The 14,894-nt window shown below is 61.7% G+C and carries 16 protein-coding genes; 7 read left to right on the forward strand and 9 right to left on the reverse strand.

The features are described 5' to 3' along the window. Positions 1-18: 18 nt before the first annotated feature. Positions 19-825, reverse strand: a complete 807-nt coding sequence (locus NLK60_RS00495) for a shikimate dehydrogenase (RefSeq protein ID WP_254808946.1) — start codon at positions 823-825, stop codon at positions 19-21. Between the two features lie 15 nt (positions 826-840). Then, on the reverse strand, positions 841-1,086 hold the full coding sequence (locus NLK60_RS00500) for a hypothetical protein (RefSeq protein WP_254808947.1): 246 nt from the start codon (positions 1,084-1,086) through the stop codon (positions 841-843). A gap of 58 nt (positions 1,087-1,144) precedes the next feature. Here NLK60_RS00500 and NLK60_RS00505 point away from each other — a divergent pair, with 58 nt between their 5' ends. The 3 genes from NLK60_RS00505 to ftsZ all read left to right on the forward strand — a co-directional run bounded on the left by NLK60_RS00505 (position 1,145) and on the right by ftsZ (position 4,842). After that, positions 1,145-2,089: a calcium/sodium antiporter gene (locus tag NLK60_RS00505; protein WP_254808948.1), complete on the forward strand. Its 945-nt coding sequence runs from the start codon at positions 1,145-1,147 to the stop codon at positions 2,087-2,089. A 74-nt stretch (positions 2,090-2,163) separates the two neighbouring features. Continuing rightward, positions 2,164-3,513 (forward strand): D-aminoacyl-tRNA deacylase, encoded by a 1,350-nt coding sequence (locus NLK60_RS00510; RefSeq protein ID WP_254808949.1) that lies wholly within the window; start codon positions 2,164-2,166, stop codon positions 3,511-3,513. A gap of 189 nt (positions 3,514-3,702) precedes the next feature. Then, positions 3,703-4,842, forward strand: coding sequence for a cell division protein FtsZ (gene ftsZ / locus NLK60_RS00515; RefSeq protein WP_254808950.1), 1,140 nt, complete (start codon positions 3,703-3,705; stop codon positions 4,840-4,842). A 186-nt stretch (positions 4,843-5,028) separates the two neighbouring features. On the opposite strand, the gene NLK60_RS00520 is transcribed toward ftsZ, so the two are convergent. From NLK60_RS00520 to NLK60_RS00530, 3 genes are all read right to left on the reverse strand, one after another. After that, the gene (locus NLK60_RS00520; protein ID WP_254808951.1) at positions 5,029-5,655 is read right to left on the reverse strand and encodes a hypothetical protein; all 627 of its coding nucleotides are present in this window, start codon (positions 5,653-5,655) and stop codon (positions 5,029-5,031) included. 4 nt (positions 5,656-5,659) lie between these two features. After that, positions 5,660-6,835, reverse strand: a complete 1,176-nt coding sequence (locus tag NLK60_RS00525; RefSeq protein WP_254808952.1) for a DUF3179 domain-containing protein — start codon at positions 6,833-6,835, stop codon at positions 5,660-5,662. 312 nt (positions 6,836-7,147) lie between these two features. Continuing rightward, positions 7,148-7,483: a 2Fe-2S iron-sulfur cluster-binding protein gene (locus tag NLK60_RS00530; RefSeq protein WP_254808953.1), complete on the reverse strand. Its 336-nt coding sequence runs from the start codon at positions 7,481-7,483 to the stop codon at positions 7,148-7,150. 139 nt (positions 7,484-7,622) lie between these two features. On the opposite strand from NLK60_RS00530, the gene NLK60_RS00535 reads away from it, so the two are divergent. Next, complete coding sequence (locus NLK60_RS00535; RefSeq protein WP_254808954.1) at positions 7,623-9,029, forward strand: geranylgeranyl reductase family protein; 1,407 nt, start codon at positions 7,623-7,625, stop codon at positions 9,027-9,029. Here NLK60_RS00535 and NLK60_RS00540 read toward each other — a convergent pair. The 4 genes from NLK60_RS00540 to NLK60_RS00555 all read right to left on the reverse strand — a co-directional run bounded on the left by NLK60_RS00540 (position 9,026) and on the right by NLK60_RS00555 (position 12,261). Next, a complete protein-coding gene (locus NLK60_RS00540; RefSeq protein WP_254808955.1) occupies positions 9,026-9,247 on the reverse strand; it encodes a hypothetical protein in 222 nt (73 codons plus the stop codon). The two genes, NLK60_RS00535 and NLK60_RS00540, sit on opposite strands and share 4 nt — an antisense overlap. A 48-nt stretch (positions 9,248-9,295) precedes the next feature. Then, a complete protein-coding gene (locus NLK60_RS00545) occupies positions 9,296-10,579 on the reverse strand; it encodes an amidohydrolase (RefSeq protein ID WP_254808956.1) in 1,284 nt (427 codons plus the stop codon). A gap of 137 nt (positions 10,580-10,716) precedes the next feature. After that, positions 10,717-11,727 (reverse strand): sodium:calcium antiporter, encoded by a 1,011-nt coding sequence (locus tag NLK60_RS00550; RefSeq protein WP_254808957.1) that lies wholly within the window; start codon positions 11,725-11,727, stop codon positions 10,717-10,719. Positions 11,728-11,922: 195 nt separating this feature from the next. Beyond that, positions 11,923-12,261, reverse strand: a complete 339-nt coding sequence (locus NLK60_RS00555) for an uS10/mL48 family ribosomal protein (RefSeq protein ID WP_254808958.1) — start codon at positions 12,259-12,261, stop codon at positions 11,923-11,925. A 102-nt stretch (positions 12,262-12,363) separates the two neighbouring features. Between NLK60_RS00555 and NLK60_RS00560 the strand changes: the two genes are divergently transcribed. The 3 genes from NLK60_RS00560 to NLK60_RS00570 all read left to right on the forward strand — a co-directional run bounded on the left by NLK60_RS00560 (position 12,364) and on the right by NLK60_RS00570 (position 14,880). Next, positions 12,364-12,801, forward strand: a complete 438-nt coding sequence (locus tag NLK60_RS00560; RefSeq protein ID WP_254808959.1) for a bis(5'-nucleosyl)-tetraphosphatase — start codon at positions 12,364-12,366, stop codon at positions 12,799-12,801. 304 nt (positions 12,802-13,105) lie between these two features. After that, positions 13,106-13,795 (forward strand): DUF4013 domain-containing protein, encoded by a 690-nt coding sequence (locus NLK60_RS00565; protein WP_254808960.1) that lies wholly within the window; start codon positions 13,106-13,108, stop codon positions 13,793-13,795. Positions 13,796-13,845: 50 nt separating this feature from the next. After that, positions 13,846-14,880: a DUF5787 family protein gene (locus tag NLK60_RS00570; RefSeq protein ID WP_254808961.1), complete on the forward strand. Its 1,035-nt coding sequence runs from the start codon at positions 13,846-13,848 to the stop codon at positions 14,878-14,880. Positions 14,881-14,894: the final 14 nt, after the last annotated feature.

Genomic DNA, 14,894 nt, shown 5'->3' on the forward strand with positions numbered 1-14,894 from the left:
AAGAGCGTGGCTGGGGCGCTACAGTCGAGAGCGTAAGGCGTCGTTCATCACGTCGACCGGAGCGTCCCGTCCCGTCCATCGCTCGAGGGCTTCGATACCTTGATACAGCAACATCCAGGCGCCGTCGACGGTCGTGGCACCAGCGGCGGCGGCATCTCGAAGCAATCGGGTCTCGAGTGGACGATAGACGGCGTCCATCACCGCGAGGTCGCCGTGTAACGCCTCGGCGGGAACGGGCGTCTCGTCCGATTCCATCCCGACGCTCGTCGCGTTGACGAGGACGTCCGCTTCCTCGAGAACCTCGGGGAGAGACTCGAGACCGCCGCCGGTCGCACCGGGGATGGCGTCGGCGAGGGCTGTCGCCTTCGAGGCAGTTCGGTTACGGATTCTGACCCGTGCGCCTTCGTCGGCGAGTCCGAACGCGATGGCTCGGCCGGCACCGCCTGCACCGACGACCACGGCCGTGGCTCCCTCGAGTGTCACGTCGTGGTCGCACAAGGCACGAATTGCTCCGATAGCGTCCGTGTTGTGTCCGGTCGGCTGCTCGCCCGAAAAGTCGACGGTGTTTACCGCCCCGATCCGGGTTGCGAGGGGGTCGGCGTCGACGATGGCACAGACGTCCTGTTTGAACGGAATCGTGACGTTGAGCCCGGCGATGCCGAGCGCGTTGGCACCGTCGAGCGCTCGCTCGAGGGTGGCCCGGTCGTTCTCGGGTTCGAACGTGACGTAGCGAGCCTCGAGGTCGAGGGCGTCGTAGGCCGCTTCGTGCATCGGTGGTGAGAGCGAGTGGCCGACGGGATTGCCGAGGAGGCCGAAGACGTACATAGTACTCGCAACCAGTCAGTCCCAACGTATAACGGATGTGTCTCCGGCAGCGACTACGGCCACCATGTCACCAGCAGCGACTACGGCCACCTTGTCGCCGGCAACGACGGCCACCTTGTCGCCGGCAACGACGGCCACCTTGTCGCCGGCAACGACGGCCACCTTGTCGCCGGCAACGACGGCCACCATGTCACCAGCAACGACGAGGGCCAGCTCGCGCTGTCGTCTCTCACCACACTCGAGCGAATCGACAAGCAGCACGGATGAATCGGTTAATCGCTTTTCTTATACGCCAGACAGAACAAGGACTGGCTATCCTATGCTCGAGGGCGTCGCACTGCACCTACTGTTTTTGGCAGCGGGCATCGTCGCCCTGTTCATCGGTGCGGAGTTGCTGGTCAAGGGTGCTGGCCGACTGGCGCTCGGGCTTGGATTACGTTCGGCGACCGTCGGTGTGACAGTCGTGGCGTTCGCCACCACTTCGCCGGAACTGTTCGTTGCGATGCTCGGTGCACTGGACGTGTCGGCCGACGTCGGTCTCGGCACCATCGTTGGGTCGAACATCGCAAACATCGGCCTGGTGCTCGGCGTTGCCGCAGTGATTCATCCCCTGACGATTAGCGAGCGAGTCATGCGACGACACGTCCCGTTCATGGTACTCGCTGCTGTTTTGTTGCCACTCGTCGCTATCGATGGGGTGATCGGTCGCCTCGAGGGGGCGTTTTTGCTCGTCGTCCTCGCCGGATTCACGGGGTACATTCTCTACTCCGTAAACGCCGACCCGGCAACGTTCGAAACGGATGTCCAAACACCCCGCGACCTCGAGTGGCGAGATGCCGGCCTCGTTATCGGTGGCCTGATTGCTCTCGTGATCGGCTCCCGGTGGCTGGTTTCGGGTGGCTCATCGGTGTTGCTCGCGTTCGACGTCCCCGAGTTCATCGTCGGGCTAACCATCCTGGCGATCGGGACGTCGCTGCCCGAACTGGCTGCCTCGGCTGTGGGCGCCGCCCGTGGGGAAACCGGGTTCGTCATCGGCAACGTGATCGGCTCGAACATTTACAACATTCTGGCGGTGCTCGGTCTGCTTGCGCTCGTCGTGCCGATTTCGGTCTCGCCGGCCGTACTCCGCTTCGAATTACCCCTGGTCGTCGGATTCACGGTACTGCTGGTTGGGATGATGGGCTATGGTCGCCGGCTCACGCGTCTCGATGGCGCGGTTTTACTGGTCGCCTACGGCGTGTTCATGTGGTTCCTGTTCACCTGAGTGGTACGTCACGTCCGAGGGCCCCTTTGCTCGAAAACGGTGCCTATTCAGTGACCCACCGCACAGTACCCACCGTGATAGCCATCGTCGAGAGTCGAGCAGACCGTGCCTCGAGTCACATCTGTCGGCACTTGCGCGAACTGACCGAGTGGGAGCGACGCGTCGACGATACCCGCCCTGATGCGGATGGAGGCGGTACCTACTACGTGACGACGGGTGCCGAACTCCGGTCGTTCGACGACCTCCATCTTCACCTCGAGTCGCCCGCTGACGCCTTCGAGGCCGATCCCGAACTGCTGGTGTTTGCCTCCCGGCACTCGGGCAACACCGGGCCGCTGTTGACCGCCCACTCCACCGGCAACGTCGGCCCGGCCGAGTTCGGCGGGGCAGATTACGCCGTGGCCGAGGCCGCACCGAACGCGCTCAGCGCCCTCCTCGAGGCCTTCGACAGGTATGTGCCCGAGGGATACGACACCGGACTCGAGTGTACGCACCACGGCCCCACCGCTGTCGGGTGTCCGTCGCTGTTCGCCGAACTCGGTAGCGACGACGAACAGTGGGACGACCCGGCGGGTGCCCGAGCGGTCGCGAAGGCAATCCTCGAATTGCGTGGAGTTCCGGCCCACGGCCCCCGGCAGGTCGTCGGTTTCGGGGGCAATCACTACGTGCCTCGTTTCGAGCGCATCGTTCGGGAGACGCCGTGGGCCGTCGGTCACGTCGCAGCAGACTGGGCACTCGAGGCGATGGGCGACCCGGCCGACCATCCGGGTGTGCTCGAGGCACTGTTCGAGGCCAGCGACACGAACTACGCCGTCATCGACGACGAGTGGCCGAAACTCGAGACACTCCTCGAGGAGACGGGCTATTCGGTCGTGAGCGAAACCTGGCTCCGAACGGTCGGTGACAGACCGCTGGATCTCGTCGAATCAATCGAAACCCGACTCGGACCGATCGACGACGGTGTCCGATTCGGCGAAATCGAAGCGGACGCGTTTTCGGTCGCCTCGCTGCCGAGTGAACTGTTCTCGGCGGCCGAACTCGTCGACTCGCAAGCAGTGTGGGACGCTGTTGGGGAACACGCCGTCGCCTTCGAAACCCGAAATGGGAGCAGCCGAATCGGCGAGCGTGTGGCACTGCCGGTAGCGGAGACGACTGCCGACGGCGGGACGCCCAGGTCACACCTCGAGCGACTCGTTCGAACCATCTGTTCGGTCCTCGAGCGCGAGTACGAACGGGTAACGATGACCGAGGACACCGTCACTCTCGAGCAACGGGTGTTCGATCCGGAACTGGCTCGAGCTGCCGGCGTGCCCGAAGGTCCGGCATTCGGCCGACTTTCCAACGGCGAAACCGTCACCGTTGACGGGACGCGGGTCGAAGCGAGCGACGTGCACCGAACCGAAACCACAATCGTTTCGTGGTGACGCGGGACGGGCCGAACGGATACTGTGGTAACACATTCTTATCCCGAGGTAATCGGTTGTTACCTCGATGCTGCATATTGCTTCTAGTAGTACTGGTGATGTATATGTTCCTCATCCAACTTGTGTCTGACGCCCGTCAGACTCGTGGGGGAAAGATAATAATACTCCATCTGTAAGAAACGGGCAAGAATGGACTCCATTGTCGAAGATGCCATCGACGAGGCCGAATCGGGTGATTCTGGGTCGTTCCAGGAGCCGGCCGAGTCGAACCCGGCCGAGCAAGGCGGCGGGACTGGCACGATGACAGACGAGGAACTGCTCGAGGTACTCGATGACCTCCAAACCGATATTACCGTCGTCGGCTGTGGTGGTGCCGGCGGCAACACCGTCGACCGAATGAACGAGGAGGGAATTCATGGGGCGAAACTGGTCGCCGCAAACACGGACGTCCAGCATCTGGTCGAAATCGAGGCCGACACCAAAATCCTGATGGGTGAACAGAAGACCTCCGGCCGTGGCGCTGGCTCGCTGCCACAGGTCGGTGAGGAGGCTGCCCTCGAGAGCCAACAGGACATCTACGACGCCATCGATGGTTCGGATATGGTGTTCGTCACGGCAGGTCTGGGTGGTGGAACTGGAACCGGTTCGGCACCCGTCGTCGCGAAAGCCGCCAGAGAATCCGGCGCACTGACGATCTCTATCGTCACGACGCCGTTTACGGCCGAGGGCGAGGTTCGCCGGACGAACGCCGAAGCCGGTCTCGAGCGGCTTCGTGACGTTTCGGATACCGTCATCGTCGTCCCCAACGATCGACTGCTCGATTCGGTCGGGAAACTGCCCGTCCGCCAGGCGTTCAAAGTCAGCGACGAAGTGCTGATGCGCTCGGTCAAAGGAATCACCGAACTCATCACGAAACCCGGCCTCGTCAATCTGGACTTCGCCGACGTTCGAACCGTTATGGAACGCGGTGGCGTCGCGATGATCGGCCTCGGGGAGTCCGACTCGGAGGCCAAAGCCGAAGACTCGGTCAAGACGGCCCTTCGAAGCCCGCTGCTCGACGTCGACATCTCGGGTGCCAGCTCCGCGCTGGTCAACGTCACCGGTGGCAACGACATGTCCATCGAGGAGGCCGAAGGCGTCGTCGAAGAGATCTACGACCGCATCGACCCCGATGCCCGCATCATCTGGGGAACTTCGATCGACGAGTCGCTCGAGGGTCGCATGCGCACGATGATCGTCGTCACGGGCGTCGAATCCCCACAGATTTACGGCCGACCCGAGGGTGAAGCCGTCCAGCCACAGGGCCAGGATATCGACTTCATCGACTGAGACGGGGTACAGTCGTCGGTAGAAGATCGTTATCCCGGGAATTCGGTCTCGATGATTCCAAAATCGGGCCTGAACGACCCAGAGCCGCCTCATATCGTTTCGACCTCGTTTGACTTTTCGCCGAGCAGTTCCTCGTAGAGCGCTCTCGACTCGTTACGTCGTCACGTCCGGCTGTGCACCGGCTATTCACGTCACCAGGTCCGACTTCCCACTCGAGAGGTCCACGAGTCCCGACACGTAAAGCAAGCTTCCGGCGAGCAACGCAACCCCGACGGGAAGCAGCCAGGGGATGACGGTCAACAGTGTGCCACTGGCCTGGATGCCGAGGACGAGCAGAATCATCGGCGCACAACAGACCGAGCCCGAAAGCAAGGCGGGTACGGAGGCGGCAACCCCAGCACCGGCTCCGATGCCGCAGGCTTTCGGTTGGACCAGTGCCAGATACGCCAGCGCGAGATTCAGTCCGACCAGGGTGGCCAGCAACGTGCCAATTGCGGCGTCGATCGGCGAGAACAGCAGGCTTCCGATGCCGAACTCGAGGAACGCGACCGGTTCGAACGAGAGGGGACCACGTCGCTCGAGCATCCGTGCGGCCGGGTCGTTCACGACCAGCCAGTCGAAGCCAGCCGTCGCTCGAAACTGCAGGTGGTCGGTGGCCCACAGATACGAGAGCAAGTAAATCCCGGCGGCGAACGTCGTGACCACAAACCCGTCCCAGCGACGGAGGGTAAAGCCGATGGCACGCATCGTTCGTCGCAGCGGGTGGACGACCCGGCGTCGGAGCCGTTTTCGATGAGGGTGTTGCGGTGACATCGCGTTAGTCTATCAGCGCCGTACTCGGATAGAAGCCGGCCCAGGCGAACCACATGGCGTCGAACGCGTAGACGGACTCGAGTGGTAGCTCGTCCGGTTCGTACGTCGTTCCATCTGCAGTGACGACGGTACCCGTGTCGCCATCGTACTCGTAGGTGTCGCCATCGCTTCGATACAGGTGGCCAGCGCCGATTCGGTCGTCGTAGATGGCGAGGTACGTCTCCTCACGGTCGGTGACCGATGCTGACGAGAGCACCCCCTCGTCTGCCAGCCTCTCGAGGTCGAACGCGAGCGGCCCATCCACGGGGCGGGCACCGAGAACCATTCGTTTGTTCGGCAGGCGCTCGTCGGTCGAAAGCGGGGTGAACATCGTCGGCGAGTCCTCCCAGTAGTAGCCGTCGGCCGGGTTGTACGAGCCGTAGGGGTCACTGTTGTAGTCTCTCGCGTAGCCCGTATCGGTCGTCAACACCCGCGTCTCCGGATACGCCGCTTTCCACCGCCCCCAGGTCGACCAGTGGACGGGAATTTCCTCGAGCGACGCGCCCTCGAGCGGGCCGTCGATAGCCGTGGCGAGTATCTGTGGCCATCGGCTGTCGCCTTCCCGATCGTACATGACTAGATTGCTGTTGACGAGGGTGCCGGAAACGCCGAACTCAACGCCGTTTCTGGCGAACCCCATCGCGGTTCCGGTCAGCGGGCAGTAGGTGATGGCGACTGACTCATCACCAACGTCGTCGTTGACGATTTCGTGGTAGACGAGCACCGATTGTGGATACGCTCGAACGTCCCCATCGATAACCAGGCCGAAGACGGGGTCGCCGTCGTCGAGCCGGTTTCCGACGTCATCGACGCCTTCGAACGTCGGGTCGTCTATCGAGGGAATGCCGTCTTTGGGAACGCCCCCGCTGATGGTCTCCTCGCGAAGGGTTTCTGGCGGGTACTCGAGCGGCAGTTGCTCGTCTGCGAGGGGAATGTCGGTTTCTTCGAGGGCCGATTCGTCGGGACCGTCCACCGCCGTCTCCCGGGTAGCCGACGCCCCGTCGCCTCCGGTGTCGGCATCGCCGGTCGTTTCGTCGCTATCGTACAGCCCATCGTCGCTGTCACCGAAACAGCCCGCCAGCCCGCCGAGGACCGTTCCGCTGGCTAGCGCAAGGATGTGCCGCCTCGAGGGGCGTGACATACGACGGGATAGGTCTTTGTTGTACGAGATGATGACGCGGATATGGGTCTGGGATGCACGACCGTGTCCGTTTCCCTGCTGATCGGTTAGGGCAATCGACAGCGATCTTTTGGGCATCCCCGAGTCGTCACTGGAAACAGAGCCACTCGGAACCCTTCCAACCGTCGATCGAACGGTGAAACCGAACAACGCCATCCGGTTTCACTCACCGGTTCAGGTTCGGGGAGTCAGGCAGTACTCCGTCGCGCGTCGACTGATGGGTGAAAACAAACGGTAACAGACGATTTCGCCGGTGCAGGGTCGGAGACCAATTCAGTCGTCGGCTGCTGCCGTCCCAGAGCCCGAATCGGCCTCGAGATCGCCTTCGATACTGGGGGGATACTTACCGCGTTCGAGCTTCAGGTCGCTCGTGGGGCGAGCCATACACGTCAGTGCGTACTGTTCTGCCTCGGCTTCGGTCAATCCGCGGGCTGCGGGCTGGGTGACCTCTCCCTCGAGAATTTCCGCCGAACAGGCCAGACACATTCCTACACGGCAGGAGTACTCCTGGGCGATTCCTTCCTCGAGACAGCGGCTGAGAATCGTCTCTTTGTCCGAACAGGTGATCGTCTCGCCGGTCCCCACGAATTCGACGGTGTACTCGGTCATGCTCGCGGCTACGTCAGAGGGGTGTAAAACTCTTTATTCCCTATCTGTCCGGATCGAAAGGACACATTCCGGGCGCGACGGACGGGTCGGCGGGCGCGCAGGAAAAACGTTTTCTTGACGGGGTGACCAGAGACGAGTTATGAGCAGCATGGAGCAGTCGGCGTCGACGACGGCGAATCGAAATCTGTCGCCTGACGTCGTCGTCGTCGGTGCCGGTACGGCAGGATGCTATGCGGCCGCCACCGTCGCCAATGCCGGCTACGACGTGGTCGTACTCGAGCGGAAAACGGAGGAAGAAGCGGGACACATCGCCTGCGGAGACGCCTTGAAGGGGGCTGATGCGTTCCCCGAAGCCATCCCGAAATCACGGATCCAGTCGGCGTTCACGAACACCGACGTCGACCACGGACGCTTCGAAATTCCACAGGAGGATACCGTCCTCGAGATTCCGGTTCCCGGCGAGCTCGCCGTCATCGACCGGTGGGAGTACGGGCGCAAGATCATCGAGGGTGCCGACGACGCTGGGGCGGACTTTCATTACAACACGGTCGTCCAGGACGTCGTCCAAGCCGACGACGGCCGCGTGACGGGTGTCAAAGCCATGTCCCGTGGGACACCGCTATCCTACGAAGCCGACCTCGTTATCGACGGTGCCGGCTCGCTGTCCGTGCTCCAGGACAAAGTCGACTTCTCGAACTCCACTTTCGACACCAACGTCAACTACTCGCAGTTCTGTTCGGCCTACCGGGAAATCGTCCACGTCGACGAACCGGTCGAGTGGTCCGACGCGCTGGTTTTCAAGCCCACCGAGCGTGCCGCAGGCTATCTCTGGTATTTCCCCCGGACCGAGACCGAGATCAACGCCGGGCTGGGCTTTCAGATGACCGAACAGCCGATGCAACTCGTCGAGGACCTCAAACGCGACCTGCGAAATCGACCGGAGTTTGCTGGCGCGCGCGTCGAAGACAAACTCGGTGCGGCTCTGCCGACGCGTCGCCCCTACGACTCCGCCGTTCACCCCGGCTTCGTTGCCGTCGGTGATGCCGCCGGCCACGTCAACCCAACCACCGGCGGCGGCATTGCCGGAGCTGCTTACGCCGGCAAGTACGCCGCCGAACAGGCTATCGAAGGTCTCGAGAACGGCTCCCTCGACGAGGCAACTCTCTGGCGGTACAACGAACGCGTCATGGACCACTACGGCGCGCGCTACGCCGCACTCGACGTCTACAACATCCTCTCGACGGCCGTCGACGTCGACGACCTCATGGGCCTGCTCGCGGCTATGCCCGGCGACAAACTCGCCGAAGCGCTCTACTCGGGCAGCACGGACATCGGTATGAAACTCAAAATCGAGGCCTTGCTCAAAAGTCGCGGCCACTGGGGGACTATCTGGAACCTCTATCAGACCAAACGTCGCGCCGACGAGATCATGGCCCACTACGAGAACTATCCCTCGAGTCCGGCGGAGTTCGAAGGGTGGCAAACGCGGCGCGATGAACTGATGGAGACCGTCTACGAGACGACGGGTGCCGATCCGAAGTACTAAGCACCTTTTTCTCGCTCGAGTCGGCCCTGCCGACCGCTCGCGACAAAAATCTGTCCGACGAGCGCAAGCGCTCGCTGACCGTTGTCTCGCTTTGCTCGACAAGCGATCAAAAAGGCCGCTGGCTCACCCTGTTCGCGCGCGGTGAGCGTCTCTTTGGGTCCCTGCCCTCCCCCGAAGCGTGCCTCTCTCGCTGTCGCTCGAGACGCACGCTTGGCCAACGAAACGAGGCGTCTGCGAAACGGTTATCGACACGGATGCGCAGACAGTTACCGGCCCGACTGCTCGAGACTTACGCGCTCGATTGCACCGGCAAGGACGTCGATACCGTGGCGGAGACTGGCCTCGTCGACGTCGAACGTCGAGGTGTGATGGCCGCCGGGATGGTCCGTGCCGACGCCAATGTAACACGCCAGGCCGCCGTTCTCCTGCACCCGTTGCATCAGGAACGTCGCATCTTCGCTGCCGCCCAGTTTGTCGCGCTCGAGCACGCGTTCGACCCCTGTCGTCGCCCCGGCGACATCGGCCACTATCGAGACGAGTCCCTGGTCGCTCGTCGCGCTGGGAGCTTCGGCACCGAGTTCGACCTCGAGTTCACAGTCGTGCATTTCGGCGGCCGAGTCCATTACACGCTGACTCTTCTCGCGCATGTACTCCATCAGTTCGGTCGTCTCGCCTCGAACTTCCGCGACGAGACGGGCTTCCTCCGCGATGATGTTCGCTGCAGAGCCCCCCTCGATGACGCCGGCGTTGACCCGCGTCTCCCCCGCGGAGTGGCGCGGAATCGCGTACAGGTTCTGGACCGCGGTAGCGAGCGCCTGATTTGCGTTACGTCCCTCCTCCGGTCGAGCGCCCGCGTGAGCAGGCTCGCCCGAAAACGTTGCCTCGAGGTGGGAAACAGCGAGGAAGCCGTCGATACCGGCGACGATCTCGCCCGTGGGGTGGTCGAGGCCGATGTGCATCGCGAGCAAGTACTCGACGTCCTCGATGTGTTCGCTTTCGGCCATCGACTTGGCGCCCCCGATAACCTCCTCGGCTGGCTGGAAAAAGACTTTCAGCGTCCCCGAAAAGTCGCTGTCTGCGATCGCGTCGATAACGCCGATTCCGATGGTCGCGTGGGCGTCGTGCCCGCAGGCGTGCATCGCTCCGTCGTGTTCTGAACGAAAGCCCATTTTTGCGGGTTCGTGACTCGTCTCCTCGGCTTCCGCTCGAGGGAGGCCATCGATGTCCACACGAAGCCCGACTGTGGGTCCTTCGCCCCGACGGAGGACGGCAACCGCACCGGTGTACCCTCCCTCGAGGGACTCGAGCACGTCGGCGTCGATGTCGTACTCGCTCGCCTGCTCGTACCAGGCCTCGAGTTCGGTCTCGTCAGGAACGGCCAGGCGGTGCTCGCCGGCGATGGCATCCGGCCCGACGTACAGTTCGTCGATATCGGCCTCGAGAGACTTCAGGGCGTCCACGATGCGCGCGGTCGTGTAGAACTCCCGCCAGGCCGGTTCGGGTTTGCGGTGCAGGTCTCGGCGTAACGAAACGAGTTGGTCGTCGTCCATACGGGGGTGTTGGTGGCAGGGCTCAAAGCAGTAGTGGAGACGGAACCGACTGCAAAGTTGTGTGGTGATTCTCTGAACGATTCGGTATGGTACAGTGATCGGGTCCGCTCGAGCGACCTGGTAAACCCACTGCGCGTTCACAGAAGGATGTTCGTGACGCCCGTGCTTTCGAGGAGCATCCAGCCGACAAACAGCACGTAGACGCTGATCAGCAGCCACGCTTCCCGATTGGTGAGTTCAAAGTCAGTTCGGGCCGCCGCGAATACGATTATCGTGGCAACCACGAGAAAGCCCATGAGGGGTGCCGCGACGCCGAAATCGATCGGCGTCGCACCAGCCAGAAGGACGCCGACCGGGATGGCAACGAGCAAGTCGAAGATGTTACTTCCGAAGACGTTGGCCAGACTGATCGTGGAATCGCCTGACCTCGAGGCACGAATGCTAATGATTGCGTCGGGGAGGCTGGTCGCGGCCGCGATGATGGTTATCCCCCACAGAAACGACGGTGTGTCGAAGTAAATGCCGAGATCGACGGCCGCACCGACGAGTATCTCGACCCCGACGAGGATGGCAAGGAGAGACAGCGCCAGCGCCGCCCACTGTTTGCCCACGTTGATCTCGGGTGGGGATAGATCCGCCCGGTAGTCGGCCGCCTCCTGGTACTGAATAAAAATATACAGTCCGTACAACGCTAACGGAAACAGTGCGAGCAACCGCGTGATTTCACCGAACAGCGCCCCATCGTCGCTGGGGAAATAAATGACCGCCAGACTGAACGTCAGGAGGAGGGTCGCGACGGAGATAATGTAAAACTGCGCCTCTCGATAGACCAGCGCACGATTCGATTCCAGCGTCTCCCGATTGACGAGTGCGGCCACTGCCGGGATTACCAACACGTTGAACAGCGCTGACCCGACGATCGCGGCGACGCCGAGTTCGAACTCGCCGTAGCGAAGCGTCGCGATGACGACGCTCGCAATTTCCGGAAAACTCGAGCCAACGGCAGTGAGAATCGATCCCTGGACGATAGCCGGAAGCCCATAGTGCAGTGCCAGTCGGTCCGTGGCGGTCTCGAGGGCAATACTCCCCCACCAGATAATCGCCGTTGCTGCTCCGACGAGAACGGCAAGCCACAGCAACGTGTACATATCACAACGACTACCGTGGACCTAAAAGAATCCCATTGTCTCCGTTTCGTCCGGCTTTCTCCGTCTCGAGTGGGTCGAATTTCGTGAGAGTACGCAGAGCAGATTCGGGAGTGTGCGCAGAGAAAGGAACTGGACTACTCGTTGGGGTGATAGCTGGATCGGGCTGACGACTCCCCCAAGCTACACCAAACCGGCTCAGTTCCGTCCGCGCCCCATGTTGTGTATCTGTTCGACCTCGGCCTCGATGTGGACGGAATCGGGGAAGTTCTGGGAGGCGATGTTCCGTGCGAGGTTGTCGTGGCCGTGAATCTCGAGTTCTCGGGTGAACACGGTGTAGGTCCAGGAACCGAACTTCCGGTCGTCGTCGGCGTGCAACCGTCGGTGCTGTGGGACGGTGTGGTCCTCTGGTGGATGCGAATGTGGGCCTTTCAGCGCTGCGCCCTTCTTTTCTGCAGTCTCTTTGATGTCGTTCACGATGCTATCGAGGGCTTTTCGGTCGCCACTCTGGAGTGTGAGGCGGGTGACGAAGGTCATTGTTGGTCTATCTGTGTGCGACCGCGACAGAAAAAGCTGCTGAGATGGCTGTCGTCGAGACGGTCCGATATTCTCTTAACGTCCGGTCTGCTATTTGCGGTAATGGCAGTCGAAGCTACGAGCGCAGGCGCAATCCTCTTTCGCGACACGCGGGGCCGGCGCGAGTATCTTCTACTCAAGAGCCGCCCGGGCGACTGGGAGTTTCCGAAGGGCGGTGTCGAAGGAGATGAAGAACTACAGCAGACGGCTATCCGCGAAATCAAGGAAGAGGCAGGTATCGACCAGTTTAGACTACTCGACGGCTTTCGCGAGGACTACAGTTACGTCTTCGAAGCGAACGGCACGACGATCCACAAAACCGTCCACCTGTTCGTCGCGAAATCCTACGAAGCGAGTGCGGAGCTCTCGAAGGAACATCGCGACCTGCAGTGGCGCGATTACGAACAGGCGGTCAACACCGTCACACAGGATGGGCCACGCGAAATCCTCGAACAGGCCCACGATTACCTCGACGATCTCGCTGAAGCAGACGAGATCTGACAGGTCAGTCCACCCCATTTTTCAGGGGTCTCGAGCGATGTCTTTACTCACGCACTGACACACTTGTCCGTAACTACTCTCTTCGTATCATAACACTATTTAAACTGGAGTATATGCAGGTACGTTCTAAGACCGACGCTGACCTCCTTCGTTCTAAAGTCGTCGCTTACACTGTTCCAGGGTTATTTTCAGTAGGTGTCAGTATCGTCCTCCACTAGTATCATCGTTTCAGGAACATCACTTCGAATATATGTCTGACGTTAAATATATATGAATAGCGTGTGTTGATACCGGTGGTTACACCATGTTAGAAGATGGCTTATCGTACCCGGCACGCGGTGACTGGATCGGACGAATACTCATCGGGACGGTCCTTGGGTTCCTCTCGTTCCTGTTAATTCCGGCGTTCCTGGTCGGTGGATACCTGATGCGCGTTCTCGAGAAAACTGTTGCAGGAGATGATGAACCTCCTGAATTCGACGATTGGGGTGATCTCTTAGTAAAGGGTATCGTGGCTTCGATCATCGGCTTCGTGTATGCCCTCGTTCCGACGGTCCTGTACTCTGTCGTCGTGATGACGCTCGTCGGCGGTGGTGCACTGCTCGGCGGCGACGGCGGTGGTTTGCTCGCCGGACTGGGAATCATGACCATCCTCGCGTATATCCCGCTGATGTTCATCATCCTGTATATCGTTCCGGCGGCATTGACGAACTACGCCGTCGAAGGTTCTATCGGGGCCGCGTTCGACATCGGCACGATCAAACCCGTCGTTCTCAGCATGGAATATCTGCTGGCAATGCTCATGCCCGTGGTTGTCGCCATCGGCGTCAACATCGTTGCGAGCGTACTCGCAATCACTGTGGTGGGACTGTTGCTCGTCCCGTTCCTGTACTTCTACATGTACGTGGCCGTCTTCCGCATGTTCGGGATCGCGTTCGCGAACACCAGCCAGACGTCGGTCAGTGGCACGAGCACCTCGGCATCTGCACTCTGAAGCCCACTCCGTAGCAGCAACCTTTTTTCGACGCCACACGAACCGTAGCTGTGCCCCTCTCAGACCGCGAATTCCTGTTCGAACTTCGCTGTTGTCGATGGGTCGAAGCGGCCTGGGAACCGGCTCGAGCCAACTCGAACGTCCTCGTCGCCCGCCAGCTTGGCACGAAACGCCGTCGCTGGGATACGATCGTCTTCGAGTGTGACTCCGACGCGCTCGCTCACCGTGCCAACTTCGGCCCGGAGCGACTCGACAGCGATCTGTTGCACGTCATCCGCAACGCACCCGCGGAGTGGGCTTACTATCGCGACGCCCTTCCAGACCCCGGCTATCCGTGGCGATACGTCCGTGAGGCGATACACGAAGCCGACGAGCGAGAGGTTCTCGAGACGCGACGGGCTGGAAACCGCATCGAAATCCGCCGGCGGTGGCCCTATCGCGAGTGGGTCGATCGGATCATCGCCATCGAGAACAAACCCGACCTCGACGCGAGTGCGGCCCGGTCGCTGGGCCCCCAACTCGAGTACGACGTTGCCCTCGGGCTGGCCGACGAAGTCTGGGTCGCGACCAACCGGACGGACGAACGTGTCCAACCTGCCTTGCTCGAAGGGGTTCCCGTGCAGGCCGGCATTCTCTCACTCGATGCCGAGTCGCTCGAGGCCGAAACCGTCTGGCACCCGCGAACGCTCGCCGTCGACGAGCCGGGAACCCGCATCCTCGAGCGCCCCGATGGCGGATCACACGACGCGTCCGCCGCTCGTTTCGAGTACGTCTCCTCGGCGACGAAAGCCCGACGGCGACTCGAGATAGCCGAACGGGCCTACGAACGCGGCTGGCGTTCGTTCGTCGACACGATGCGACCCGACTGCCGCCACTTCGAACTCCGATCCAACAGTCAGTTTCTCCCCTACTGTCGAGCAAAAGAGCGATGTCAGACTGGCCGCGAGTGTCGTGGCTCGTGTCCGGCGTTCGAGCCCGAGCCACCGGCCTGGCGGACCAAGGGATGGCCAATCGAAGGCGGGCCCGGAAAACGATGTCGCCAGTTGCTCGAGGCTCGACGTGAGCGTCGACGGCCCGGTCGGTGACCGCCCAGTCGCCG

Source organism: Natronosalvus amylolyticus, from assembly GCF_024298845.1.
In the GTDB taxonomy this organism is placed as follows: Archaea; Halobacteriota; Halobacteria; order Halobacteriales; family Natrialbaceae; genus Natronosalvus; species Natronosalvus amylolyticus.

Bases quoted from the DNA above. Each gene is read 5' to 3' on its own strand.
- NLK60_RS00495 (WP_254808946.1), bottom strand. From the start codon at position 825: ATGTACGTCTTCGGCCTCCTCGGCAATCCCGTCGGCCACTCGCTCTCA.
- NLK60_RS00505 (WP_254808948.1), top strand. From the start codon at position 1,145: ATGCTCGAGGGCGTCGCACTGCACCTACTGTTTTTGGCAGCGGGCATC.
- ftsZ (WP_254808950.1), top strand. From the start codon at position 3,703: ATGGACTCCATTGTCGAAGATGCCATCGACGAGGCCGAATCGGGTGAT.
- NLK60_RS00520 (WP_254808951.1), bottom strand. From the start codon at position 5,655: ATGTCACCGCAACACCCTCATCGAAAACGGCTCCGACGCCGGGTCGTC.
- NLK60_RS00525 (WP_254808952.1), bottom strand. From the start codon at position 6,835: ATGTCACGCCCCTCGAGGCGGCACATCCTTGCGCTAGCCAGCGGAACG.
- NLK60_RS00530 (WP_254808953.1), bottom strand. From the start codon at position 7,483: ATGACCGAGTACACCGTCGAATTCGTGGGGACCGGCGAGACGATCACC.
- NLK60_RS00535 (WP_254808954.1), top strand. From the start codon at position 7,623: ATGAGCAGCATGGAGCAGTCGGCGTCGACGACGGCGAATCGAAATCTG.
- NLK60_RS00545 (WP_254808956.1), bottom strand. From the start codon at position 10,579: ATGGACGACGACCAACTCGTTTCGTTACGCCGAGACCTGCACCGCAAA.
- NLK60_RS00550 (WP_254808957.1), bottom strand. From the start codon at position 11,727: ATGTACACGTTGCTGTGGCTTGCCGTTCTCGTCGGAGCAGCAACGGCG.
- NLK60_RS00555 (WP_254808958.1), bottom strand. From the start codon at position 12,261: ATGACCTTCGTCACCCGCCTCACACTCCAGAGTGGCGACCGAAAAGCC.
- NLK60_RS00560 (WP_254808959.1), top strand. From the start codon at position 12,364: ATGGCAGTCGAAGCTACGAGCGCAGGCGCAATCCTCTTTCGCGACACG.
- NLK60_RS00565 (WP_254808960.1), top strand. From the start codon at position 13,106: ATGTTAGAAGATGGCTTATCGTACCCGGCACGCGGTGACTGGATCGGA.